This window comes from Roseomonas mucosa ATCC BAA-692, from assembly GCF_000622225.1.
Taxonomy (GTDB): domain Bacteria; phylum Pseudomonadota; class Alphaproteobacteria; order Acetobacterales; family Acetobacteraceae; genus Roseomonas; species Roseomonas mucosa.
Genome location: NZ_KK211413.1, coordinates 91,733 through 113,544, shown reverse-complemented (window position 1 = coordinate 113,544; position 21,812 = coordinate 91,733). Strand labels below are relative to the sequence as shown.

At 68.9% G+C, this 21,812-nt stretch carries 27 protein-coding genes; 12 read left to right on the top strand and 15 right to left on the bottom strand.

Annotated features, from left to right (window positions below):
• Window positions 1-31: 31 nt before the first annotated feature.
• Window positions 32-604, top strand: coding sequence for a GNAT family N-acetyltransferase (locus BT98_RS0122070; protein WP_007002444.1), 573 nt, complete (start codon window positions 32-34; stop codon window positions 602-604).
• Between the two features lie 193 nt (window positions 605-797).
• Here the strand turns inward: BT98_RS0122070 and BT98_RS0122065 are convergent, their stop codons facing one another.
• On the bottom strand, window positions 798-1,202 hold the full coding sequence (locus tag BT98_RS0122065; protein ID WP_007002445.1) for a MerR family transcriptional regulator: 405 nt from the start codon (window positions 1,200-1,202) through the stop codon (window positions 798-800).
• Window positions 1,203-1,347: 145 nt separating this feature from the next.
• On the opposite strand from BT98_RS0122065, the gene BT98_RS0122060 reads away from it, so the two are divergent.
• On the top strand, window positions 1,348-1,668 hold the full coding sequence (locus tag BT98_RS0122060) for a mercuric transporter MerT family protein (protein ID WP_007002446.1): 321 nt from the start codon (window positions 1,348-1,350) through the stop codon (window positions 1,666-1,668).
• Between the two features lie 7 nt (window positions 1,669-1,675).
• Window positions 1,676-1,909, top strand: a complete 234-nt coding sequence (locus tag BT98_RS28500; RefSeq protein WP_081798710.1) for a GDCCVxC domain-containing (seleno)protein — start codon at window positions 1,676-1,678, stop codon at window positions 1,907-1,909.
• 37 nt (window positions 1,910-1,946) lie between these two features.
• Here the strand turns inward: BT98_RS28500 and BT98_RS0122055 are convergent, their stop codons facing one another.
• From BT98_RS0122055 to BT98_RS25680, 7 genes are all read right to left on the bottom strand, one after another.
• Entirely contained in the window at window positions 1,947-2,924 is a 978-nt protein-coding gene (locus BT98_RS0122055) for an arsenic resistance protein (protein WP_027297501.1), read from the bottom strand.
• 307 nt (window positions 2,925-3,231) lie between these two features.
• Window positions 3,232-3,870, bottom strand: coding sequence for a cation diffusion facilitator family transporter (locus tag BT98_RS0122050; RefSeq protein ID WP_007002449.1), 639 nt, complete (start codon window positions 3,868-3,870; stop codon window positions 3,232-3,234).
• A 232-nt stretch (window positions 3,871-4,102) separates the two neighbouring features.
• Window positions 4,103-5,053 carry an MBL fold metallo-hydrolase gene (locus BT98_RS0122045; protein ID WP_306302903.1) on the bottom strand — a complete coding sequence of 317 codons (951 nt, stop codon included), beginning with the start codon at window positions 5,051-5,053 and terminating at the stop codon, window positions 4,103-4,105.
• Window positions 5,054-5,196: 143 nt separating this feature from the next.
• On the bottom strand, window positions 5,197-5,934 hold the full coding sequence (locus tag BT98_RS0122040; protein WP_007002451.1) for a cytochrome c biogenesis CcdA family protein: 738 nt from the start codon (window positions 5,932-5,934) through the stop codon (window positions 5,197-5,199).
• 13 nt (window positions 5,935-5,947) lie between these two features.
• The gene (gene lspA / locus BT98_RS0122035) at window positions 5,948-6,466 is read right to left on the bottom strand and encodes a signal peptidase II (protein WP_007002452.1); all 519 of its coding nucleotides are present in this window, start codon (window positions 6,464-6,466) and stop codon (window positions 5,948-5,950) included.
• Complete coding sequence (locus BT98_RS0122030; protein WP_442970744.1) at window positions 6,459-8,651, bottom strand: heavy metal translocating P-type ATPase; 2,193 nt, start codon at window positions 8,649-8,651, stop codon at window positions 6,459-6,461. The genes lspA and BT98_RS0122030 overlap by 8 nt, the downstream gene beginning before the upstream one ends.
• Window positions 8,652-8,674: 23 nt before the next feature.
• Window positions 8,675-8,920 carry a heavy-metal-associated domain-containing protein gene (locus tag BT98_RS25680; RefSeq protein ID WP_007002454.1) on the bottom strand — a complete coding sequence of 82 codons (246 nt, stop codon included), beginning with the start codon at window positions 8,918-8,920 and terminating at the stop codon, window positions 8,675-8,677.
• Window positions 8,921-9,025: 105 nt separating this feature from the next.
• Between BT98_RS25680 and BT98_RS0122020 the strand changes: the two genes are divergently transcribed.
• Window positions 9,026-9,427, top strand: a complete 402-nt coding sequence (locus BT98_RS0122020) for a MerR family transcriptional regulator (RefSeq protein WP_198368137.1) — start codon at window positions 9,026-9,028, stop codon at window positions 9,425-9,427.
• A 74-nt stretch (window positions 9,428-9,501) separates the two neighbouring features.
• Here BT98_RS0122020 and BT98_RS0122015 read toward each other — a convergent pair whose 3' ends face one another.
• The 6 genes from BT98_RS0122015 to BT98_RS0121990 all read right to left on the bottom strand — a co-directional run bounded on the left by BT98_RS0122015 (window position 9,502) and on the right by BT98_RS0121990 (window position 14,789).
• Complete coding sequence (locus tag BT98_RS0122015) at window positions 9,502-10,599, bottom strand: YncE family protein (RefSeq protein WP_007002456.1); 1,098 nt, start codon at window positions 10,597-10,599, stop codon at window positions 9,502-9,504.
• 188 nt (window positions 10,600-10,787) lie between these two features.
• Entirely contained in the window at window positions 10,788-11,525 is a 738-nt protein-coding gene (arsH, locus tag BT98_RS0122010) for an arsenical resistance protein ArsH (protein ID WP_019460588.1), read from the bottom strand.
• Complete coding sequence (locus BT98_RS0122005) at window positions 11,525-12,595, bottom strand: ArsO family NAD(P)H-dependent flavin-containing monooxygenase (RefSeq protein ID WP_019460587.1); 1,071 nt, start codon at window positions 12,593-12,595, stop codon at window positions 11,525-11,527. Before BT98_RS0122005 ends, arsH begins: the two co-directional genes overlap by 1 nt.
• A complete protein-coding gene (locus tag BT98_RS0122000; protein WP_019460586.1) occupies window positions 12,592-13,905 on the bottom strand; it encodes an arsenic transporter in 1,314 nt (437 codons plus the stop codon). Before BT98_RS0122000 ends, BT98_RS0122005 begins: the two co-directional genes overlap by 4 nt.
• A gap of 108 nt (window positions 13,906-14,013) precedes the next feature.
• Window positions 14,014-14,439, bottom strand: coding sequence for an arsenate reductase (glutaredoxin) (gene arsC / locus BT98_RS0121995; RefSeq protein WP_019460585.1), 426 nt, complete (start codon window positions 14,437-14,439; stop codon window positions 14,014-14,016).
• The gene (locus tag BT98_RS0121990) at window positions 14,436-14,789 is read right to left on the bottom strand and encodes an ArsR/SmtB family transcription factor (protein WP_019460584.1); all 354 of its coding nucleotides are present in this window, start codon (window positions 14,787-14,789) and stop codon (window positions 14,436-14,438) included. The genes arsC and BT98_RS0121990 overlap by 4 nt, the downstream gene beginning before the upstream one ends.
• Before the next feature lie 233 nt (window positions 14,790-15,022).
• On the opposite strand from BT98_RS0121990, the gene BT98_RS0121985 reads away from it, so the two are divergent.
• The 8 genes from BT98_RS0121985 to BT98_RS0121950 all read left to right on the top strand — a co-directional run bounded on the left by BT98_RS0121985 (window position 15,023) and on the right by BT98_RS0121950 (window position 21,546).
• Window positions 15,023-15,601, top strand: coding sequence for a cupredoxin domain-containing protein (locus tag BT98_RS0121985; protein WP_019460583.1), 579 nt, complete (start codon window positions 15,023-15,025; stop codon window positions 15,599-15,601).
• A gap of 46 nt (window positions 15,602-15,647) precedes the next feature.
• Window positions 15,648-17,579 carry a copper resistance system multicopper oxidase gene (locus BT98_RS0121980; RefSeq protein WP_019460582.1) on the top strand — a complete coding sequence of 644 codons (1,932 nt, stop codon included), beginning with the start codon at window positions 15,648-15,650 and terminating at the stop codon, window positions 17,577-17,579.
• A gap of 5 nt (window positions 17,580-17,584) precedes the next feature.
• Window positions 17,585-18,343, top strand: coding sequence for a copper resistance protein B (locus BT98_RS0121975; RefSeq protein WP_037252131.1), 759 nt, complete (start codon window positions 17,585-17,587; stop codon window positions 18,341-18,343).
• Between the two features lie 8 nt (window positions 18,344-18,351).
• Complete coding sequence (locus BT98_RS28635; protein ID WP_338929323.1) at window positions 18,352-18,525, top strand: plastocyanin/azurin family copper-binding protein; 174 nt, start codon at window positions 18,352-18,354, stop codon at window positions 18,523-18,525.
• Window positions 18,506-19,276: a response regulator gene (locus BT98_RS0121965; protein WP_019460580.1), complete on the top strand. Its 771-nt coding sequence runs from the start codon at window positions 18,506-18,508 to the stop codon at window positions 19,274-19,276. Before BT98_RS28635 ends, BT98_RS0121965 begins: the two co-directional genes overlap by 20 nt.
• Window positions 19,273-20,508, top strand: coding sequence for an ATP-binding protein (locus BT98_RS0121960; protein WP_019460579.1), 1,236 nt, complete (start codon window positions 19,273-19,275; stop codon window positions 20,506-20,508). Before BT98_RS0121965 ends, BT98_RS0121960 begins: the two co-directional genes overlap by 4 nt.
• A gap of 10 nt (window positions 20,509-20,518) precedes the next feature.
• Complete coding sequence (locus BT98_RS0121955; protein ID WP_237183255.1) at window positions 20,519-20,992, top strand: DUF411 domain-containing protein; 474 nt, start codon at window positions 20,519-20,521, stop codon at window positions 20,990-20,992.
• Window positions 20,993-21,168: 176 nt separating this feature from the next.
• Window positions 21,169-21,546: a hypothetical protein gene (locus BT98_RS0121950; protein WP_019460577.1), complete on the top strand. Its 378-nt coding sequence runs from the start codon at window positions 21,169-21,171 to the stop codon at window positions 21,544-21,546.
• Window positions 21,547-21,600: 54 nt separating this feature from the next.
• Here BT98_RS0121950 and BT98_RS0121945 read toward each other — a convergent pair whose 3' ends face one another.
• A complete protein-coding gene (locus tag BT98_RS0121945) occupies window positions 21,601-21,801 on the bottom strand; it encodes a heavy-metal-associated domain-containing protein (protein WP_019460576.1) in 201 nt (66 codons plus the stop codon).
• Between the last annotated feature and the right edge of the window lie 11 nt (window positions 21,802-21,812).

The following is a 21,812-nucleotide window of genomic DNA, read 5'->3' as shown; positions in this document are numbered from 1 at the left end:
GTCATCCTCCATCCAAGAAAACGAGGTTCCCGTGCCTGAACTGATCACAACCGCCCTCACCAATCAGCCCGCCGAGGTGACCATCCGGCCTGCCAGAGAGGCCGACATGGACGCTGTTGCCACCATCTATCGGCACCACGTGCTCCATGGCACCGCCACCTTCGAGACAGAGGCACCGACGGCCGAAGATATGCGGCAGCGACGCATCGCCATCACCGAACGCGGGCTGCCCTACCTGGTGGCCGAGGACACCGATTGTCGCGTGCTCGGCTACGCCTACGCGGGCGCTTATCGGCCCAGGCCTGCCTACCGGAATACACTCGAGAACTCGGTCTACATCAGCGAGGAGGCCCGAGGGCGCGGCATCGGCCGCCGCCTGCTCGAGGCCCTCATCCAGGAGTGCGCCGCACTCGGCTACCGGCAGATGGTGGCCGTCATCGGCGACAGCGCGAACGAGGCGTCCATCCGCCTGCACAAGGCGTTCGGATTTCAGCCGATCGGCACCTTGCGCTCGGTTGGCCGCAAGCACGGGCGATGGCTGGATACTGTGCTGATGCAGTTGGCTTTGGGGGACGGTGACGAGACGGCACCCGAGGTGGAGTAAGGGCCTTCCCCCTGACATCCTTCGCCAGCAAACTGGCGAAGGCGGTACTCGGCATGGTGGGAACCAGCCTCCGCATCAGCAAATGCAGATCAGCTTGGCGACGCTGCCGATTTGGCCGCTATGCCCGACGCAATGGCCGCCACGACCACTCACAGCAATCGACTGCTAGCCCATGGCCCTCCTTGCGCTGCGCCTAGGTAGTGGCCGCTGTTCCCGACAAGGTCTCAATCAGTGGGCATGTGGCCTGCTCCCCGGATTGACATTGCTGCACGGCACCATCCAGTACACGCTCCATCGCCTGGAGGTCGGCAATTCGGGAGCGGACATCCGCGAGGTGTGCTGCGGCGATGCCATGGACCTCGGTGCAGGCGCCTGCACCAAGTTCGAGGAGCGCGCCCACCTCGTTCAGGGTGAAGCCAAGCTCCCGCGCGCGCCGCACGAACCTCAGCCGCCTGATGTCCTCCTCACCGAAGAGGCGGTAGCGCCCCCGGCGGGCCGGTATTGGAAGCAAGCCAATCCGCTCGTAATAGCGGATCGTCTCGATGTTGCAGCCCGTCCGCCGCGAGAGTTCACCGATGGCAACGCCGCTCTGCCCCATCCCATGCGCCTCCTCAGAAAGGACTTGAGTCTGTAGTCGCTACAGACGGTAGGTAGGCTGCATAGCTGAGACAAGGAGGCCGACCGTGTCCGACACCCAAGTGAATGCTACCCCGGCACATGGGGCGGTCCAGGAAGCCGGTGCGATGGTGCTGACGACGACGGGCATCGCCGCAGCCTTCGGTGCGGCCTCCTGCTGTGCGCTGCCGATGCTTCTTGGCTCCCTCGGGCTGGGAAGCGCTTGGCTCTTCGGGCTGGCGGTCCTTCTGGGGCCGTACCGCACGATCCTGCTCGCCGCCGCAGCCGCGTGCCTGGCTGGCGGAGCGGTCCTGCTCTGGCGCCAGCGGGCAGCGGTTGCCTGCGAGCCGGGCTCCGCCTGCTCCCCCAACCCAGCCCTCCGGCTTGTCGTTCCGGCAGGTTTGGCGGTCGGGATCATCCTGTTGGTGCTCGGTTATGCGTACGTGTGAGGACCCGATGATCCTGGAGTCGACAATCACCTGCCCGCACTGCGGCACGGCGAGAACCGAGACAATGCCGACCGATGCCTGCCAGTACTTCTATGACTGCACCGGCTGCGGAACGCTGCTCCGGCCCAAGCAGGGCGACTGCTGTGTGTTCTGCTCCTACGGCACGGTGCCGTGCCCGCCTGTCCAGGTGGACGGGAAGGGTTGTTGCCACGCGGAAGATCCGCCGCCAGCGGCTGGCTGACCCTTTCCCCGCGTGGTCGGCAACGGCGGGATGACCGTCACTCCGCAGCAAGGCCGGGGTTGGCGGGCACCAGCCTCGGCACCCAGCGGATGTAGACCAGCATGGCGACGAGTTCGACGAGCGTCTGCGTCACCACCGCGGCAGGCAGCAGCGCACCGGCTTCCGGGATAGCGAAGGCCAGCGGCAGGACGACCAGGGAGTTCCGGGTGCCGCCGCTGAAGGTGACCGCCCTCGCCGCGCCCGCCTCCATGCCTGCATACCTGGAGATGACGCTACCTACGACCGGCATCAGCGCGGCTAAAGCGACGTAGACCGGCACCAGCATGGCGACGGAGCCTGCCTGGGCCGCCACGTTCGGGGCAACGGCCGCGATGACCACCAACAGCACCACGGCCATCAGGGGAACGGGCAGCCATCCCATGGCGTCCGCGACCGCCTTCCCGGCGCCGAAGCGCGCCGCCCACGCCTGAGTGGCCGCGGCGAGAGCCAGGGGCACGGCGATCAGCCAGACGAAGGCTTCGATGAAGGGACCGGGCTGCATCATCGCCATGGCCCGCTCGCCGATGAACAGGCCGAGGTAGACGGGGAGCAGCAGCATCTGCGCCACCAGCAGCACCGGCGTCGCCGCCAGGATGAGGCGGGCGTCCCCGCGGCCGAGGTGGGTGAACACGACCACGTAGTCGATGCAGGGCGCCAGCAGCACCATCAGGACACCCAGGCGCAGCACCCATTGCTCGCCGGGCAGCATGGAAGCCAGGGCGAACGCCACCAGGGGCGCGGCAACGAAGTTCACCGCCAGCAGCGTCAGCAGGAAGCGCCCGTTGGCCAGGCTCCTTCGCAGGTCCGCCAGCGGCACCTGGAGGAAGGTCACGTACAGCAGGGCCGCGAGGGCGGGGTTGATGACCGCCCCCCACGCCGCGCCGGGCGCGGCGACGGCCGCGATCGCGCCCGCCACGACGGCGGCGAAGTAGATGGCGACTTGGTTCTCTTCCAGGCCGGTGCGGGTGATGGCCAAGTTGTCGGCTCCTCCGTGGTGAGCGGGCAACCGATGTCACGCCGCGGGTGTGGTGACGTGGTTAGGCTCGCCAGCCGCAGCAGGCAGCCCGCTTTGCAAGGACCGGAACGGAAAGGTCTTCCAGGAAGGTGCACCGGCTGGCCGGGCCCCGGCGCAAGCCGCCGTGCCATACCCCAGGAAGCCGCGCCCTCGCTGTGGCGCCTGCCCACCTGCTGCTCCTGCCAAGGGCAGCAACGATGGGCAGCGCCGTTATCATCATGCCTGTTGCATGCACCACCAAGCAGGCAAGCTGATAAGTTGATGGCGGCTATCGGTCGGACTGCTGTTCTCCCTGGCCTGCCTTATCAAGGTCGCTACGAGCATCACGGATGATTGCCCAGGCGGATTGCAGGAACAGCCCGGCGATGACGAACGCCACGGCGAGGTCTGGCCACGCAGTTTCGGTCCACCAGACCAGGCCCGCCGCGACCACCACGGCCAGGTTGCCGATGGCATCGTTGCGACTGAACAGCCAGACGGCCCGGACGTTGGCGTCGCCCTCGCGGTGCGGCATGAGGACCGCTGCGGAGGCCACGTTCACCACCAGCGCGACGGCGCCGAAGAGGCCCATGAGCTCGGCCTCGGGCTGGTTCAGCACCAGCACCCGATAGCCGGTGGTGGCGAGCACGCCCACGCCAAGCACGGCAAGAAACAGGCCCTGAATGAGGGCGGAGCGGGCACGCCAGGCGAGGCTCCAGCCGATCGCCAGCAGGCCAAGGAAGCTGATTAGGCCATCGCCGAGGAAGTCGAGGGCGTCCGCCTTGAGCGCCTGGCTGCCGGAGATGAAGCCGCCGACCATCTCCACCAGGCCATAACCGACATTGAGGCCGACCACGATCCAGAGCGCCCGGCGGTAGGCGGGCGTGATGTGGGCGAGGTCCTTGGGCAGGTCGTCGTCGTCGCTCATCCGATGCTCCCGAGCCAAGACCGTACCGATACGTTCAGGGGGTGCCGGATCTGAAATAGCGGACCGGCGCGGCGCCCATGGCCATCAAGATGTCGCGTGCTACGAGGTGACGGGCGCCTTTCGTACATTGGAAAGACCTCAGCACCGCCACCCAGATGCACGGCCCAAGATGACCGTGAGCTCAATGCTGGGATCGCTGGCCGCTTCGGAGAGGCCGTCCAAAACCGGCCGATCATTCTGCGTCCATCGCCCTGGCAGCGCTCGTTCGAAAGCGGTCAATCGGCAGCTTCAGGTATGAGGTGCCATTCGCTTCCGGCTTCGGCAGACGTCCGCCGCGGAGGTTCACTTGCAATGCAAAGAGCATCATCGCTGGCAGAGGAAGCGTTCGATCACGTTCCTCCCGCAGCCGAACGAACCCGTCCTCTCCGCCGCTGTCCCGTAGGTGAATGTTGGTTGCCCGCTGCTCCGCTACGGTGGACTCCCAACGCGGTTCGCGCCCGCCCGGACGGTAATCGTGGCCGGTGAAGAGGCGTGTCGTCGGTGGCAACGCGAGGATGCTCTGGATGCTGCGGTACAAGGCCCGCGCGTTACCACCAGGGAAGTCGGCTCGTGCCGTGCCCGCATCCGGCATGAAGAGGGTGTCATGCACGAACGCGGCGTCGCCAACGACGTAGGTGACCGAGGCCGCGGTGTGGCCTGGGGAAAAAATCACCCTCACTTCCGAGGCGCCAAGATTGAAGCAGTGACCATCTGCAAACATGTGGTCCCAATAGTCGCGGCCACCGACCTCGAGATCGGGGATGTTATAGATGTCCGACCAGATCGCCTGAACTGCGAGGGTCTGTTCGCCAATGCCTGTTGGCACGCCAAGGCGCTCGCCCAGGTAGGCGACGGCAGAAAGGTGGTCAGCATGCGGGTGGGTGTCGAGCACCCATTCCGGGATCAGTCCGCGCTCCCGGATATGGGTGGCAATCTCGTCGGCTGGCTGGGTCGCAAGGCTGCATGAATTGCGGTCGAAGCTTAACAAGGGATCGATAACCGCGCATTTCTTTGTTTGCGGATCCGCCACGACGTAGGAGACGCTTCCGGTCTGATCATCGTAAAAGCCCCGTACGATCGGCTGAGACGGCATTCTGTTCTCCCTGTTTTTGCGCGGTGTCGCGGAAGCCGCGATGGTGGCCACCTTGGGACACCGAGCACGATGTCTTTCGGCAAGGGCGCACCCGGCGAGGGCCGAGGAGCGCTAAACCCAGCCGGGCGGAGTTGCATGCTTCGCGGTGTGGCTGACGGCGTATTAGGCGCGCTTCTTAGAATCCGCGGCGCCGCTCATCCGATGCTCCCGAGCCAGGGGAAGAGTTGGAGCATCAGGATGGCGAAGTCAGTCAGGTGGCCGGTAATCATTGCCACCCCCATCGCCACCATGATGCCACCCGCCACGATCTGAAGAACGCGCCCGACGCGTCGCAGGCTGCGGAACGGGCCGCGTAGAAAGGCGTCGGCGAAGGCGGCCACCAGCAGGAAGGGCACGCCCAGCCCGGCCGCATAGGCGGCCAGGAGCATGATGCCGAGGTGGCTGATTTCGCTGGTGGCGGTCAGCGCCAGGATGGCGCCCAGCACCGGACCGATGCAGGGCGTCCAGCCGAAGGCAAAGGCCAGCCCGAGCACGTAGGCGGAGAGCGGCGTGCCGCCGCTGAGAGTCGGCATGAAGCGGAGGTCGCGTTGTAACGGCATCAATCGCAGAACACCCGCAGTCATCAGGCCGAACAGGATAACGACCACCCCGCCCACGATCCCAGCCTCGTAGCGGTAGCGCAGCAGGGCTTGGCTCAGCGCCGAGGCGCCCGCGCCCATCGCCACGAAGACGGTCGCGAAGCCCAGGACGAAGCAGAGGCCGAGGCCGACCGTGGCGAGGCGATCCGGCGCGGTGCGCTCGGCGGCGACCGAGCGCCCGGCGACATAAGAGACGTAGCCGGGCACCAGCGGCAGCACGCAGGGCGAGAGGAAGGAAACCATCCCCGCCAGGAAAGCGGTCAGGAGGCCGGACATCTGGAGGAGCGGGTTCACGCCGGTCCCGCCCTCAGGGTCGCGCCACGGAGGTCGGCGCGCCCGCCGGTTCGCGCCGCCCGCTGACGAGGAGCAGGAGCGCAACGCCGACGAAGATCGCGCTGTCGGCGAGGTTGAAGGCGGGCCAGTGGTAGCCAGCCACGTGGAAGTCCAGGAAGTCCGTCACGGCGCCGTGCCGCAGCCGGTCGACGACGTTTCCCAGGGCGCCACCGACGATGAACCCGATCGAAGCCGCCATCCCGGGGCGCCGGTCGCGCGTCGTCCAGACGACGAGGCCTGCGATGACGGCGAGCGCGAGGGAGGACAGGAGCCAGGGCGTCGCGGGGTGGTCCGCCGACAGCAGGCCGAAGCTGACGCCCCGGTTCCATGCCAGCACCAGGTTGAAGAACGGGGTGACGGGGATGACGCGGGGCGGATCCATGAGATGGGCCAGCACCCACCACTTCGTCGCCTGGTCCAGCGCGAAGGCCAGCGCGGCCGTCCCCGCGCCCCAGGTCCAGGCGAGCCGCGCCCTAAGCAGGCCCTCAGCCATGCGCCATGCCCTTGAAGCGGTACCCGAGCAGGCGCATGGCGTTGAGGGTCACCAGCACCGTGGCGCCGGTGTCGGCCAGCACGGCGGGCCAGAGGCCGGTGATGCCGACCACCGTCGTCACCAGGAAGACCGCCTTGAGGCCGAGGGCGATGGCCACGTTCTGGTGGATGTTGGCCAGAGTCGCGCGCGACAGCCCGACCAGGGCGGCCACGTCCACGACACGGCTGTTCAGCAGCGCCGCGTCGGCGGTCTCCAAGGCCACGTCGGTCCCGCCACCCATGGCGATGCCGACCGAGGCGGCGGCGAGCGCGGGCGCGTCGTTGATGCCGTCGCCGACCATGGCCACGGGCGCCTTTGCCTTGAGGGCGCCGATCTCGCGCAGCTTGTCCTCCGGCAGCAGCCCCGCCTTCACCTTGAGGCCGAGCGCTCCGGCGATGGCCTGACCCGTGCGGACGTTGTCGCCGGTCAGCATGACGGCCTCGACGCCGAGGGCGTCGAGCGCCCGGATGCCCGCGGCCGCGTCCGGCCGGGGCTCGTCGCGCACCGCGACCAGGCCAGTGGGCGCGCCGTCCACAGAGACGACGACCACGGTCTTTCCTTGATTCTCCCACTCGGCGACCGTCCGCGTTGCGTCAGCCGTGAGCGGCGCCTGAGCGGCAGCGTAGGTGGGTGAGCCGACCGTCACGCGCTTGCCGGTCACGACGGCTTCGACGGCCTTGCCGGGGATGGCGCGGGACTCCTTGGCCGGGCGGAGCGGGATGCCGTCCGCGTCCGCCCGCTCCAGGATGGCGCGGCCGAGCGGATGGCTGGAGCCGTTCTCCACCGCGGCGGCGAGGCCAAGCATCGTGCGTTCCGAGCCAGACAGGGCGAGGAGGTCGGTCACGCGCGGGCGTCCCTCGGTCAGGGTGCCGGTCTTGTCGAAGGCGACGGCGCGGATCCGGCCGATGGTCTCCAGGGCGCCGCCGCCTTTCACCAGCAGGCCCCGCCGGGTGCCGACGGCGAGGCCGGAGGCGATGGCCGCGGGCGTCGAGAGGACGAGGGCGCAGGGGCAGGCGACCAGCAGCAGCGCCAGGCCGCGGTAGATCCAGGTGTCCCAGTCCGCGCCGACGATAAGCGGCGGCGCGACGACAACCAGGGCCGCCACGGCAACTGCGATCGGCGTGTAGATGGCCGAGAACCGCTCGATGAAGCGGGCGGTCGGCGCCTTGGCGTCCTGCGCCTCCTCCACCAGGCGGATGATGCGGGCGATTGTGTTGTCGGAGGCAGGCTTCGTCACCCGGACCTGGAGCGCACCGGAGGCATTGATGCTGCCCGCGAAGACAGGGGCGCCCTCCGCCTTGGGAACGGGGATAGACTCACCGGTCACCGGGCTCTCGTCGACCTCGGATTCGCCCTCGGCCACATCGCCGTCGGCGGAGACGCGGTCACCCGGGCGGACCAGGACGAGGTCGCCGACCTTGAGGCTGGCGGCGGGCACCTCCCGTGCCGTGCCGTCTTCGATGCGCAGCGCGGTCCTCGGCACCAGGGCGCCGAGCGCCTCGATCCCCGCGCGGGCGCGCCCGGCCGCGATGCCCTCCAGGAGTTCGCCGACAGTGAACAGGAACACCACCACGGCCGCCTCGGAGGTTGCTCCGATGGCGATGGCGCCGACAGTGGCGATCGACATCAGCATCTCGATGCTGAAGGGCGAACCGGCGCGCGCCGCGGCGATGGCCTTCCTGCCGAAAAAGACGAGCCCGATCAGGGCGGCGGGTACGTAGGCCCAGTGGTCCAGCGACGGGACGGCGAGCGAAGCGGCGAACCCGGCCACCATGAGGGCGCCGATCGCCGCGGCAAGCCGCGCCTTCTTCCCCTTCCACCAGGGCTGGCGTGGGCGAACGAGCGGTACGTCGGCGGCGACCGCGCCAGGCTCGCCCGCGACCACCCGCGGCGCCTCGACCGGGGCGACGCCGTAGCCGAGCTTGCGGATCCCCTCCTCGACGGACGAACGCGGGGTCGCCGCCTCGTCCAGCCGGAAGGCCAGGACCTGGCTGTGGTAGTTGACCCGGATGTCCTCGGCCCCGCCGAAGCGGCCAACGGCAGTTTCGATCTTCGAGGCGCAGGACGGGCAGTCCATGCCCTCCACGTGGTATCGCAGGGCCGCCCTGGACTTGGGGGCTAGTTGAGCCGTTCCGCCGTCAGCCATGGCTGTCATCCTGTTCCTGTTGGTTACGCCAGGGCCGCGACACCGTAGCCCAGACCGCGGATCTTCTCCTCGACGGCCGAGCGTGGCGTGGTCGCCTCATTCAGGCGGAACTCCAGGGTCTGCGTCTTGTAGTTGACCTGGATGTCCTCGGCGCCGCCGATCTGCTCGACCGCACCCTCGATCTTCAGGGCGCAGCCGGAGCAATCCATGCCCTCCACCCGGTAACGCAGGTCGACCGATGTTCCTGCTGCCGTGTCACCATTCGCCATCGCTTGCCTCCTTCGCAGGTGGGTCCCCGCTGGTTGCGGGGAACTGATGACGTCTTATATAGACCCTGTAGTCGCTACAGGGTCAAGGTGATGTCTTTGGAGAACTTGCTGAACATCGGCGCTCTCGCCAGGGCGACCGGGACGAAGGTGGAAACCATTCGCTGGTATGAGCGTGTGGGGCTGCTCCCGGCCCCGGCCCGCAGCGCCGGGAACTACCGGACCTACGGCGAGGCCCACCTTGGCCGCCTGAGCTTCATCCGGCGTGCGCGGGACCTCGGCTTCTCGCTGGATCAGATCCGCACACTGCTCGACTTGGCCGAGGACCGCGAGCGCTCCTGCGACGCGGTGGACGTCATCGCCAGCGAGCACCTGGAGGATGTGGACCGGAAGATTGCCGACCTCCAGGCACTGCGCCGCGAACTGGATTCCCTCATCGGACAGTGCCGCCACGGCAAGGTGGCGGAGTGCCGCATCATCGAAGCCCTCGGTCCCAGCACTGGCGCCTGACCGTTCACACGGCTCTTCCCAGCCGTGTCCACTCCGGGCCGTTTCAGCGGTTGCCCGCCGGAACGGCCATGATCTTAGGCGCGGATCAGGCTCACCGTGTCACCGTTCGGGTCCTCGGGCGCCGGGGCCGGAGGCTGGCCCTGGGCAGGACGCGGCGCCGAGCGGGCTTTGTTGCTGACATAGGCGAGCCCCGTGCGCCGATCCACGGCCACGGTGTTCGGGTGCGTGCCGGTCTGCAGGCTCGCCAGCACGGTCAGCGCGCGCGTGTCCACCAGGCTGACCGTGCCAGCCCCACGGTTGGTGACATAGGCCAGCGCACCGTCGGTCGAGAAGGTGACGGCCAGCGCGCCCGCACCTGTCTCCAGCACCTTGACCGGCTGGCCGGACGCGGCATCCAGCACGGCCAGTTGGCCGCTCTTCTGGTTGGTGCAGAACAGGCGCCCGCTGGCGGCGTGGAAGGCCAAGTTGATTGGCCCGTCCCCGCCGGAGGCGAAGCGGCGCACCCCGGCGCGGCGGGCAAGGCTCACTTCCACCACCTCGTTCGTCTGCAAGGCGGCCACGAAGACCCGGTCTCCCGCAGGGTCATGGGTAAGGCCCGAGATACCCCCTTCCAGCCCTTCCGTGATGACGCTGGCGAGGGTGTTGGCAGCCGTGTCCACCACCCACACGGCGCTCGGCTTCTCCCGGAAGCCGAAGTTGGAGACGAAGGCGCGGTTGCGCGCCTCGTCCACGACGACCTGCCGCGGATGGTTGTTCTCGCCCTCGCCGATCTCCGTCTTGACCTTGCCGGTGCGGAGGTCAATGGCGAGCACCCTGCCTTTGCGCGTGCCGGTGCCGAACAGCATGCCGGTGCTGTCGTTCACGCCGAGGCCGAAAGCTGTGTTCGCGCCGAGCTCGATGGTGGAGCGGACCTCCAGGGTACGCGGATCCAGGCCAAGGATCTTGGCGTCGTCGGCGCCGCGCGGGCCGGTGCTCGCCACATGCACAAGGCCTGTGGTGGTGCTGACAACCAGTTCGCAGAGGCCGGGCGCCAGCTTCACGCTCTTCTCCACCGCGGCGGCACGCGCCGGTGCAGTCCGCAGGGCAAAGCCAGCCGCGCCGAGCAGCGCGAGCGCGTGGCGGCGGCGAAGCGTGGGCATGGCGGGATAGGTGACGGAGTTCGTGTTTGTCATGGCGGGCCTTTCCCGGTGGACGGGTAGCTGAGATTAACTCTCGTTAACAATAACGCGCCGCACCAACAATCCTGTCAGCTACCTGAGCCCGGCCTTCTCGTGGGCTTGGTGTCAGTGGAAACGTCTTTATCCGTTCACGAGCAGAGGTTGTCCTCTCTTGCCTACTGTCCGCACGAGAGCTCCAGCGCCTATCCGACGGCGCCCGAGAGCTTAGCCAAGTCCGCCTTGGCCTGCTTCTCCGCCCGCTCCTTGCGCTCGCTGTAGCGGTCGGTCAGGTGGCTCGAAATGTCACGAGTCAGCAGGGTGAACTTCACCAGTTCCTCCATGACGTCGACGACGCGGTCATAGAGCGGCCCCGGCAGCATGCGTCCCGCCTCGTCGAACTGCTCATGCGCTTTGGGCACGGAGGATTGGTTGGGGATGGTGATCATCCGCATCCAGCGCCCGAGCAGGCGCAGGGTGTTGACGCTGTTGAAGCTCTGGCTGCCGCCGGAGACCTGCATCACCGCCAGCATGCGCCCCTGGGTCGGACGGACGCCGCGGCTCTCCAGCGGCAGCCAGTCGATCTGGTTCTTCAGGATGCCGGTGACGGCGCCGTGCCGCTCCGGGCTGCACCAAACCTGGCCCTCGGACCACAGGGACAACTCTCGGAGTTCCGCCACCTTGGGGTGGTCGGCGGGTACGCTGTCGACCACCGGCAGGTCGCGGGGGTCGAAGACCCGCGTCTCGGCGCCGAGGCGGCGGAGGATACGCTCGGCCTCGAGGACCAGGAGGCGGCTGTAGGACCGCTCCCGCAGCGAGCCGTAGAGCAGCAGGATGCGCGGCGGATGCTGGCTCGCACCGGAGATGCCCAGCTTACCCAGGTCCGGCGTCTGGAGGTATTCGTCGGCCACGTTGGGGAGCGAGAGGTCGAGGTCGGAGGGCATCAGGGTCTCCCCGTCGTCAGGAACTGTTGGATGGCGTGGACGGTGTCGCGGGCGGACCGGGTGATGCCCGCCAGCGTCGCGGAGGCGGCGCCGGTCCAGTCGCCATAGCCGAGCAGCCAGAGACGCCGCTCGCGCGTGGCGCGGCCGTGTTCGACGGCGACGTGACCCTCCGCCGTCAGCACGCCCAGATGCGCCAGGTGGCTCAGGTTCGCCCGGAAGCCCGTGCACCAGATCACAGCGTCCACGGCCGTACGCGTGCCATCCGGCCAGACCACGCCGTCTGCCACAAAGCGGGAGAACGGCCGGACCGTGTAGAGCACGTCCAGGTCCCGGGCCTCTCGCACGGACGGCACCATGACGATGTCGCCCAGGCCACCCTTCGGCAGATCCGCCTCCCGGCCTTCCATCTGCGCCCGCACCCGCTCTGTCGCGCGCTCGAACAGCACACGGCCGTCCACGCTATCCGGCAGGAAGCGGGGCGGCTCCAATGTGACCCAGGCCGTCTCCGCGACCTTGGAGACCTCGGCCAGGATCTGCGCGCCCGAGTTGCCGCCACCCACCACCAGCACGCGCTGGCCTGCGAACTCGTCGGGGGAGCGGTAGGCAGAGGAATGGACCTGCCTGCCCTGGAACAGCGCTCGGCCGGAGTAGGGCGGAATGTAGGGCTGGCTGGCGCCCCCGGTCGCGCTGATGACCGCCTTCGCCAGCCATGTGCCGCGGTCGGTGCGCACCGACAGCCCGTCCGGCGAGGTCAGGATGTCCCTGACGCGCACCGGCCTCTGGATCGGCAGGCTGTACCGCTGCTCGTACTGCTCCAGGTAGTCGACCACGTGGTCCCGGGTGGGGTAGCCGCCCGCAGATGGGGGCATGGGCCAGCCAGGCAGCGAACTCATCTGCGCTGGCGAGAACAGGCGGAGGGAGTCCCAGGCGTCCGGCCAGGCGCCGCCCGGTCGGTCGTTGGCGTCCAGGATCTCGAAGTCGATGCCCTGACGGCGCAGGAAGTACCCGGCGGCGAGGCCGGACTGCCCGCCACCGATGACCACGACGTCGCGGAAGACCCGACCGCTCATGGCGCGCGGACCACGGGCAGCCAGAGCGCCAGGGCGGCCAGCACGGCCAGCAGCACCGGCGGCGTGATGACGAGGCCGACCCTCATGTACTGCCCCCAGGTGATGGTGGTGCCCTTGCGCGCCAGCACGTGCAGCCACAGCAGCGTCGCCAGGCTGCCGATGGGGGTGAACTTGGGGCCGAGGTCGCAGCCGATGACGTTGGCGTAGACCATGGCCTCGCGGATGGCGGGCGGGATGCCCTCGGCCTGCTCGATGGCCAGGGCGCCGACCAGCACGCTGGGCATGTTGTTCATCACCGAGGAGATCAGCGCAGCGCCGACGCCGGTGCCGATAGTCGCCGCCCATAGGCCATGCCCGGCCAGCCACTCCAGCGTGCCAGCCAGGTGGTCCGTCAGCCCAGCGTTCCGCAGGCCATAGACCACCAGGTACATGCCCAGCGAGAAGACAACGATCTGCCATGGCGCCTCGCTCAGCACCTTGCGGATGGAGACCACGGCGCCGTTGCCGCCCCGGTGCCAGCGCCCGGCCAGCACCAGCAGCACCAGGGCGGCCGCGCTGGTCACCGCCGCGACCGGCACGCCGAGCGGCGCCAGGACGAAGTAGGCCAGCAGCAGCACGGCGAGCAGCGGAAAGGCCGCCCGGAAGACGAGGTGGTCGCGAATGGCGGCGCTCGGCCGCTCCAACTGGTCCAGCGCGTAGGCGGCGGGCACCTGGCGCCCGTAGTAGGCCCAGAGCACGGCCAGCGTCGCGACGAGGGCCACCAGGTTCACCGGCACCATGACGGCGGCGTAGCGGCCGAACTCGATGCCGAAGTAGTTGGCCGAGACAATGTTGACGAGGTTCGAGATCACCAGCGGCAGGCTGGTAGTGTCGGCCACGAAGCCGCAGGCCACGATGAAGGCCAGCGTGGCGCCTGCCGAGAAGTTCAGCCGCAGCAGGATGGCCATGACGATGGGCGTCAGCAGCAGGGCCGCGCCGTCGTTGGCGAAGAAGGCGGCGATGAGCGCGCCCAGCACCACGATCAGCGGGAACAGCCGCCGTCCGTTGCCGCCGCCCCAGCGCGCCACGTGCAGCGCGGCCCACTGGAAGAACCCGGCCTCGTCCAGCAGCAGCGAGATGATGATGAGCGCCACGAAGGTGAAGGTGGCATCCCAGACGATGCCCCAGACCACCGGCACGTCGGCCCAGCCGATGACGCCGGTCAGCAGGGCCAGCGCGGCGCCGCCCATGGCGCTCCAGCCGATGCCGAGGCCGCGGGGCTGCCAGATGACCAGGACGAGGGTGAAGACGAAGATAGCCAAGGCCAGCATGTAGAGGGTGCTCTCAGACTTCAGGGCGCGCCAGGATACCCGCTCACCTGGGACGGAGCGGTGCAGTACGTCGTCGTCAAGGGGGGAGAAGGCGCGGACGCCCGGCTCTCAGATCAGGCGGCGGCCCTGCTCATCGACCACCGGCTCACCACCCTCTTTCGCGTAGGCGCCCTGCTGCGGGTTCGGCAGGATGTCGAGCACCGCCTCGGACGGCCTGCACAGCTTCACGCCGAGCGAGGTCACCACGATGGGACGGTTGATGAGGATGGGGTGCGCCATCATGGCGTCGAGCAACTGGTCGTCCGTAAGAGACGGGTCGCCAAGGCCAAGCTCTGCATAGGGCGTGCCCTTCTGGCGCAGCACGTCGCGCACCGACACGCCCATGCGCTGGATGAGGCCCTTGAGTTCCTCCCGCGTCGGCGGCGTCTTCAGGTACTCGATGACCTGCGGCTCCTCGCCACTGTTGCGGATGAGGGCCAGGGTGTTGCGAGACGTCCCGCAGGCCGGGTTGTGGTAGATGGTCACGTTGCTCATGGGACAGCCTTCTCTTGCGGGCAGCAGGGCAGCAGGTCGGCGATCAGGGGCTGGCACAGGTCGGCGCGGCCGCCGCAGCAGTCCCTGACCAGGAACAGCATCATCTCGCGCAGGCGCTCCAGGTCGGCCCGATAGACGATGGAGCGGCTGAGGCGCTCGGAGCGGAGCAGGCCAGCGCGCGTCAGCACCGCCAGGTGCGTGGACATCGTGTTCTGGGGAACGTCGAGTTGCCGGGCCACCTCACCGGCGGGCAGGCCGTCCGGCTCATGCCGGACCAAGAGCCGGAAGGTTTCCAGGCGCGTGGACTGCGACAGGGCACCGAGGCAGGCCAGGGCGTCATACGATTCCATATATCTGGTATTGCCGATATATTCCCGATGTCAAGCCGGATTGGCGGCCCGAATGAATGCCAGAAGTGCCGCATGCTTTGTCCGTCGGGTCGATACGGCCGCCCGCCGCCTCCATGAAATATCTTGTCACACTCGGGCAATCTTCGGCTCGCACTCGGCCGCCATCCTGACCCCGTCACATCGAGCGTGGGCCTTGCCTTTCCCGCGCCTGCACAGACCGGGGAAGCCTAGAGATGCGTCTTGTCACCTCCGTCGCGGCCGCCGCCCTGGCCCTCCTCGCCGTCGCGGGCCAGACCTGGCCCGCCGCCGCGGACCAGTCCTACCAGGAGTTCGGCACCCTCGGCCGCGCCCAGGACGTCAAGCGAACGATCGACATCGTCATGCGCGACAACAGCTACCAGACGCAGCGCATCCAGGTCCGCGCTGGCGAGACCATCCGCTTCCGGGTGCGCAACGCGGGCGAGCTCCTGCACGAGTTCAACATCGGCACCGCCGCCATGCACCAGCAGCACCAGCGTGAGATGCGGGCCATGTTCGAGAGCGGCATGATGTCGGCGACCCGCAAGGACGCCATGGCAGGCATGGACCACTCCAGCATGCCGGGTATGAACCACGGCGCCATGGGCCACGGCGGCATGAACCATGGCGGCGCTGCGATGCGTCACGACGACCCGAACGCTGTCCTGGTTAACCCAGGTCAGACCGAGGAAATGATCTTCAAGTTCACCAAGGCCGCCGAACTGGAGTTCGCCTGCAACGTGCCGGGCCACTACGAGTCCGGGATGGTGGGCAACGTCGTCTTCTCGCGCTGACCAGCCAGCAAGGCCACGCCGCGCCGTCGCGGCCAAGGATCGAACGATGACCAACAACATGCTGAGCAGGCGGCAGGCGCTGAGCCTTGGGGTCGCCGCCCTGGCGTTCCCAGCCGCCCCTGCTGCCCTGGCACAGCCCGCCGTCGGCCGGGTGATGCCGCGCGAGTTCAACCTGACTCTGTCCCACGTGACGGCCAACATCACCGGGCGCCGCCGCCCGGCCATGGCCATCAACGGGCAGATCCCAGGACCCGTCCTGCGCTTCCGCGAGGGCGAGGAGGTGGTGATCAATGTCACCAACCGGCTGCGCGAGCACACCTCGATCCACTGGCACGGCCTGATCCTGCCGAGCAGCCAGGACGGCGTGCCCGGCATCAGCGACGGCTTCCAAGGTATCGACGCAGGCGGGACGCACCAGTACCGCTTCCCGCTCGTCCAGGCCGGGACCTACTGGTACCACAGCCACTCGGGCTTGCAGGAGCAGTCCGGGATCTACGGCTCCATCGTTATCGACCCCGCGACGCCGGAGCCCTTCGGCTACGACCGCGACTACATCATCCAGTTGTCGGACTGGACGGACGAGACGCCGAGCCACGTCATCGCCAACCTGAAGCGTGACCCCGGCTACTACAACTACAACAAGCGCACCCTGGCCAGCCTGGTCGGTGAGCTCCGCCGCGCGCCAGACGGCGCCGCCCGCTCGGCCATCGTCTCCGACCGCATCATGTGGGGCGACATGCGGATGGACCCGACCGACATCGAAGATGTCGGCGGCTACACTTATCTCGTCAACGGCCACACTCCGGCGCAGAACTTCACCGCAGTGTTCCGGCCGGGCGAGACGGTACGCCTGCGCTTCATCAACAGCGGGGCCATGTCCCACTTCGACGTGCGCGTCCCCGGCCTCGAGATGACCGTGGTGCAGGCGCATGGCAACAACGTGCGCCCGGTCACCGTGGATGAATTCCGCATCGCCCCGGCCGAGACCTTCGACGTGCTGGTCCGCCCGCGCGACGGGCGCCAGTACCAGGTGCTGGCGGAGTCCATGGGCCGCCAGGGTTTCGCGCAGTTCAGCCTCGCCACCCAGGAGGGCATGCCCGCCCTGCCGCTGCCGCCGCACCGCCCGCGCCCGGTCCTGACCATGGCTGACATGGGCATGAACTACGGGCCCAAGGGCCTCGACCGCGGCACGCCGATGCCGGAGGTGGACGCGCCCGGCCACGTCGCGCCGATGGACATGGGCGGCATGGACCACTCCGCCATGCAGATGCCCGCCGGAGGCTCCCAGGGCATGCAGCACGGCTCCATGGGCGGGATGAACCACGGGAGCATGGCCGGGATGGACCATTCCTCCATGGCGGGCATGGACCACTCGGCGATGCCGGGGATGGACCACTCCAACATGGCCGGGATGAACCATGCCGGGATGGCTGGCATGAACCACGGTGCCATGGGCGGCATGGACCACAGCGCCATGGGCCATGGCGGCATGGCGATGCCAGATCCGCTGGTGAACGACGTCGGCGCGCCGCCGGGCGCCCGCGTGCTGTCCTACCGCGATCTGCGGGCCGCGAAGCCGCTCTACCCGGTGCGCGAGCCCACCCGGATCATCGAGATCCGGCTGACCGGCAACATGGAGCGGTACTTCTGGTCCATCAACGGCAACAGCTTCAGTCAGGCGCAGCCCATCCAGTTGCACCTCGGCGAGCGGGCGCGCTTCCGCTTCGTCAACGAGACCATGATGAACCACCCGATGCACCTGCACGGCATGTGGATGATGCCGCAGGTCGGCAACGGGGCGGAGAATCCCTTGCTGCATACGGTCAACATCAAGCCCGGCTCGACGGTCGACGTGGACATCGAGGCCGACGCGCCCGGCGGCTGGGCCTTCCACTGCCACATGCTCTACCACATGGAGACCGGAATGATGCGCAAGGTGTCGGTCGTGTCGATGCCCCGCACGGCTGCGGCGCGGTGACGGCCATGAAGACCAAGAGCATCCTGGCCGCCGCCGCCTCTCTGGCCGTGCTGACCTGGGGCGTCCTCCAGGCCGCACCGGCGCAGGCGCAGGCCATGCAGCACAGCACCGAGCCGCCGTTCAGCCACGAGATCTTCACCGGCGCGGTTCTGTTCGAGAAGCTCGAATACGGCTGGGGGCTGGACGGCCCCAACATCGGCCGCTGGGATGGGCAAGCTTGGTATGGCGGCGACGTCAACCGCGTCTGGCTGAAGACCGAGGGCGAGACGTCTCGGAACGGGACCGTCGAGGGCGCCGAGGTCCAACTGCTCTACTCCCGCCTGCTCAGCTACTACTGGGACTTCCAGGCCGGTGTCCGCTACGACATCCGTCCCCGGCCGGACCGCTTCTATGGCGTCATCGGCCTCCAGGGGCTGGCGCCCGGCATGTTCGAAGTCGACGTCCAGGGCTTCGTCAGCGAGAAGGGCGACCTCTCGGCGCGTGCCGAGGTGTCCTACGATGCCTACATCACCCAGCGGCTGGTGCTTCAGCCCAACGTCGAGGTCAACCTAGCGCTCCAGAAGGTGCCCGAGCTTGGCGTCGGCAGCGGCTTCAATGACATCGAGGCCGGGCTGCGCCTGCGCTACGAGGTCACCCGCGAGGTCTCGCCCTACATCGGCGTCAGCTACGAGCGGAAGCTCGGCGATACCGCGCGCTACGCCCGCAATGAGGGCGAGGACGTCGGCGGCTGGGCCTTCCTGACCGGCATCCGGCTGTTCTTCTGAAGCCGGTCATGGTGCTCCGCACGCCCCCCGCCGCGATGGTGACCTTCGGCCGTCCCGGCGTTTACCCCGTGCGGTGCACACCCCACTCTGGGCTGGGCATGGTCCTGACCGTGATGGGAGACGCCGACATGAACGAACTCGCAGCGCAGACTGCATCCGCCGATGCCGCCGGTCGATCCTGAGACCGAGCGGGAGGCGCGGGCCGCCAGCCCGCTCCCCCCCGAGGCCCACATCCTCGTCGTCGAGGACGACGGCGAGATGCGCACGCTGATCGCCAAGTTCCTGCGCCAGAATGGCTTCCGGGTGACGGGCGCGCGGAACGGCGCGGAGATGTGGGACACCATCGCCCTTGCCCCGGTGGACCTCGTGCTGCTCGACGTGATGCTGCCGGGCCAGTCGGGGCTGGACCTGTGCCGGATGCTCCGCGCCAGGTCGGAGGTTCCGATCATCATGGTGACCGCACGTGGCGAGGAGGCCGACCGGGTCGTAGGCCTGGAACTTGGCGCCGACGACTACCTCCCCAAGCCGTTCGGCCGTCCGGAACTCCTGGCGCGCATCCGCGCCGTGCTTCGTCGTGCGCAGGGAGGAGCCGCGCGGATGGGGCTGGTGACCGGCGACCGCATGGTGTTCTCCGACTGGGTGCTCGACACCCGACGCCGCGAACTGGCGGCGCCGGACGGCTCGGCCGTCGACCTGTCGAGCGGTGAGTACGACCTGCTGCTGGCCTTCTGCGAGCATCCGCAGCGCGTCCTGTCGCGCGACCAGTTGCTGGACCTCGCGCGCAACCGGATCTCGGACAGCATCGACCGCTCAGTCGACGTCATGGTCAGCCGCCTCCGCCGCAAGCTGGAGCCGCTGCCAGACAGTCCCTCCATCATCAAGACCATTCGGGGCGCGGGTTACATGTTCGTCCCCGCGGTGGCCCGACAGTGAGACGCCTGCTGCCCAGCACCCTGGCTGGCCGCATCATCCTGGTGCTGCTGGTCGGCCTGATGGCCTTCCACGTGGGTAGCCTGTGGCTGCACCAGACGGGCAGCGACATCCTGCTGGGCAGCACGCAGCAGAGGGTCACCGCCGAGCGGGTCGCCGCCGCCGCGCGTGCCGTCGGCATGGTGCCGCCGGAGGCCCGCGAGGCCGTGGCGCAGGCTCTGTCCTCGCCGGGTTTCCAGGTGCGCTGGCAACCCGGTGCTGTGGAGGGCACCGTCGCGGCCGAGGACCTCACCATTACGGGCCACCGGGAGGCCCAGGGCACGGTCGGCCTGCCGGAGGGCGGCTCCCTCTGGTACCACGCCGACCCGCTGCAAGCGCAGCCGGAGCACGCCACGCTGCTTTCCACCACGGCGATGGCGGTCGGCATCCTGGTGCTGGGACTGCTGGTGGTGCGCCTCATCGCGCGGCCGCTGCGCGAGCTTTCCAGCGCGGCCGACCGCATCGGCAGGCCGGGGCAGACGGTCACCGTCCCCGAGGAAGGTCCCCGCGAGGTCCGGCAGGCGGCCCAGGCATTCAACCGCATGCAGGCGCGCATCGACCGCCTGATCGCCGATCGCACCCAAGCGCTTGCCGCTGTCAGCCACGACCTCCGCACGCCTCTGGCGCGCCTGCGCCTGCGCGCGGGCTTCCTGGACGACGCCGAGGTGCAGCAGCAGATCGACGCCGACCTCGACGAGATGGACGCCATGATCGGCTCCACGCTGGCCTACCTGCGGGGCGACGAGGAGCAGGAGGAGGTGCGGTCCGCTGACATCGCGGCGATGCTTCAGACGCTCTGCGGCGACGCTGAGGACATGGGCAAGGCGGTGACCTACGAGGGTCCGCCGCAGGCGCGGCTGCCTTGCCGGGCCATCGCGCTCAAGCGTGCCTTCGCCAACGTCATCGACAACGCGGTGAAGTACGGGACTTCGGCCCGGGTGGTGCTGGCCGACCGCGGCCGGGAACTCGTGATCCACGTCGACGACGCCGGACCGGGGGTGCCGGAGGAGCAGTTGGAGAGTGTCTTCCAGCCCTTCTACCGCCTCGAGGAATCCCGCAACCGCGGCACCGGCGGCTCGGGGCTCGGTCTGGCCATCGCCCGCCAGGCGGTCGGCCACCACGGCGGCTCGGTGACGCTCCAGAACCTCGCGGGCGGCGGCCTGCGCGCCAGCATCCGCCTGCCCAGGCTCGCCTAGGAGAATGACGATGCCCGCCCGAAGCACGCGCCGGAGCTTCACCACTGGCCTGCTCGGCCTGGCCGCGTTGCCCACGGCCTGCGGTGGCCCGCCCAAGGTGGAAGCTTGGCGGGACCGCACATGCGGCTGCTGCGGCGGCTGGGTCGAACACCTGCGGGCCGAGGGCTTTGAGGTGGACGACAAGGTGGTGGACGCCGTCGGCCCGCACCGGCAGGCGCTCGGGACGCCTCCCAACCTGATGTCGTGCCACGCTGGGAAGGTCGGCAGCTACGCCCTGGAAGGCCATGTCCCGGCCGCCGCCATCCGGCGGCTGCTCAAGGAAAGGCCCAGCGGCGTCGCCGGGCTATCCGTGCCCGCCATGCCGGTCGGCGTGCCGGGCATGGAAGTCCCGGGCGCGGAGCCCTCGACCTACGAGGTCGTCGCCTTCGGCCGCGACGGCTCTTGGCGGCCGTGGATGCGCTTCTGCGGCCTGGAGGCCGTGTGAGCGCGGCCGCCACCTTCGCTTGCGGCGGGCCGCCCGAGTGCCTGCCTTCACCCCACGTCCTGCACGGCGCGTCGGTCGCGGCGCCTGGCCTCCGACCCACCGTGCAGCGTCGTCACCCTGGCTGGCCGCGGCGGGCCGGGGCGCCCGAAGAACCCCTGCCACCCCTAGGAGGACACATGGTCCACATCACATCGAAGGCGATCGGCAAGGTCGCCTTGGCCGCGACGCTGCTGCTGGGCGTCGCCGCCTGCGCGCAGCCCGGAGGCCCCCCGGCAGCGACCCCGACCTCGTCGCAGATGTCCCTGACCCCGGCGCCGAGCACCCCGCCGGGCTCGTCCGCCGCCACGGCCACCTCGGGCGCCCAGGGCGGCATGGGCTCCATGCCCGGCCACGACATGTCCAGCATGCAGGGCCACAACATGGGTGGCATGGGCGGCATGAACATGCAGCAGATGATGCAGCACTGTCAGCAGATGCGGGCCCAGGCCCAGCGGGGCTCGCTGTCGCCGGAGATGCAGCAGATGATGCAGCACTGCCAAATGATGAACCACTGACCCCCGGGGCGGGGCGCCCCCGGGCGCCCCGTCACGCGACATCGGCCAGCGGCCTCAGGCGGCCACCTGGTTGGCGTAGCCCGCCTGCTCGATGGCCGCGGCGAGTTCCGCCTGCGGCACGGAGGAGGTGACGGTCACCCGCCTGTTTTCGACGTCGGCGCTAAATCCGGCCGACGCGTCCTTGGACTTCACGGCGCGCTCCACCTTCTTGGCGCAGCCGCCGCACTTCATGCCGGGAACCTCGAAGCGGTACATCGTGCTCTCCT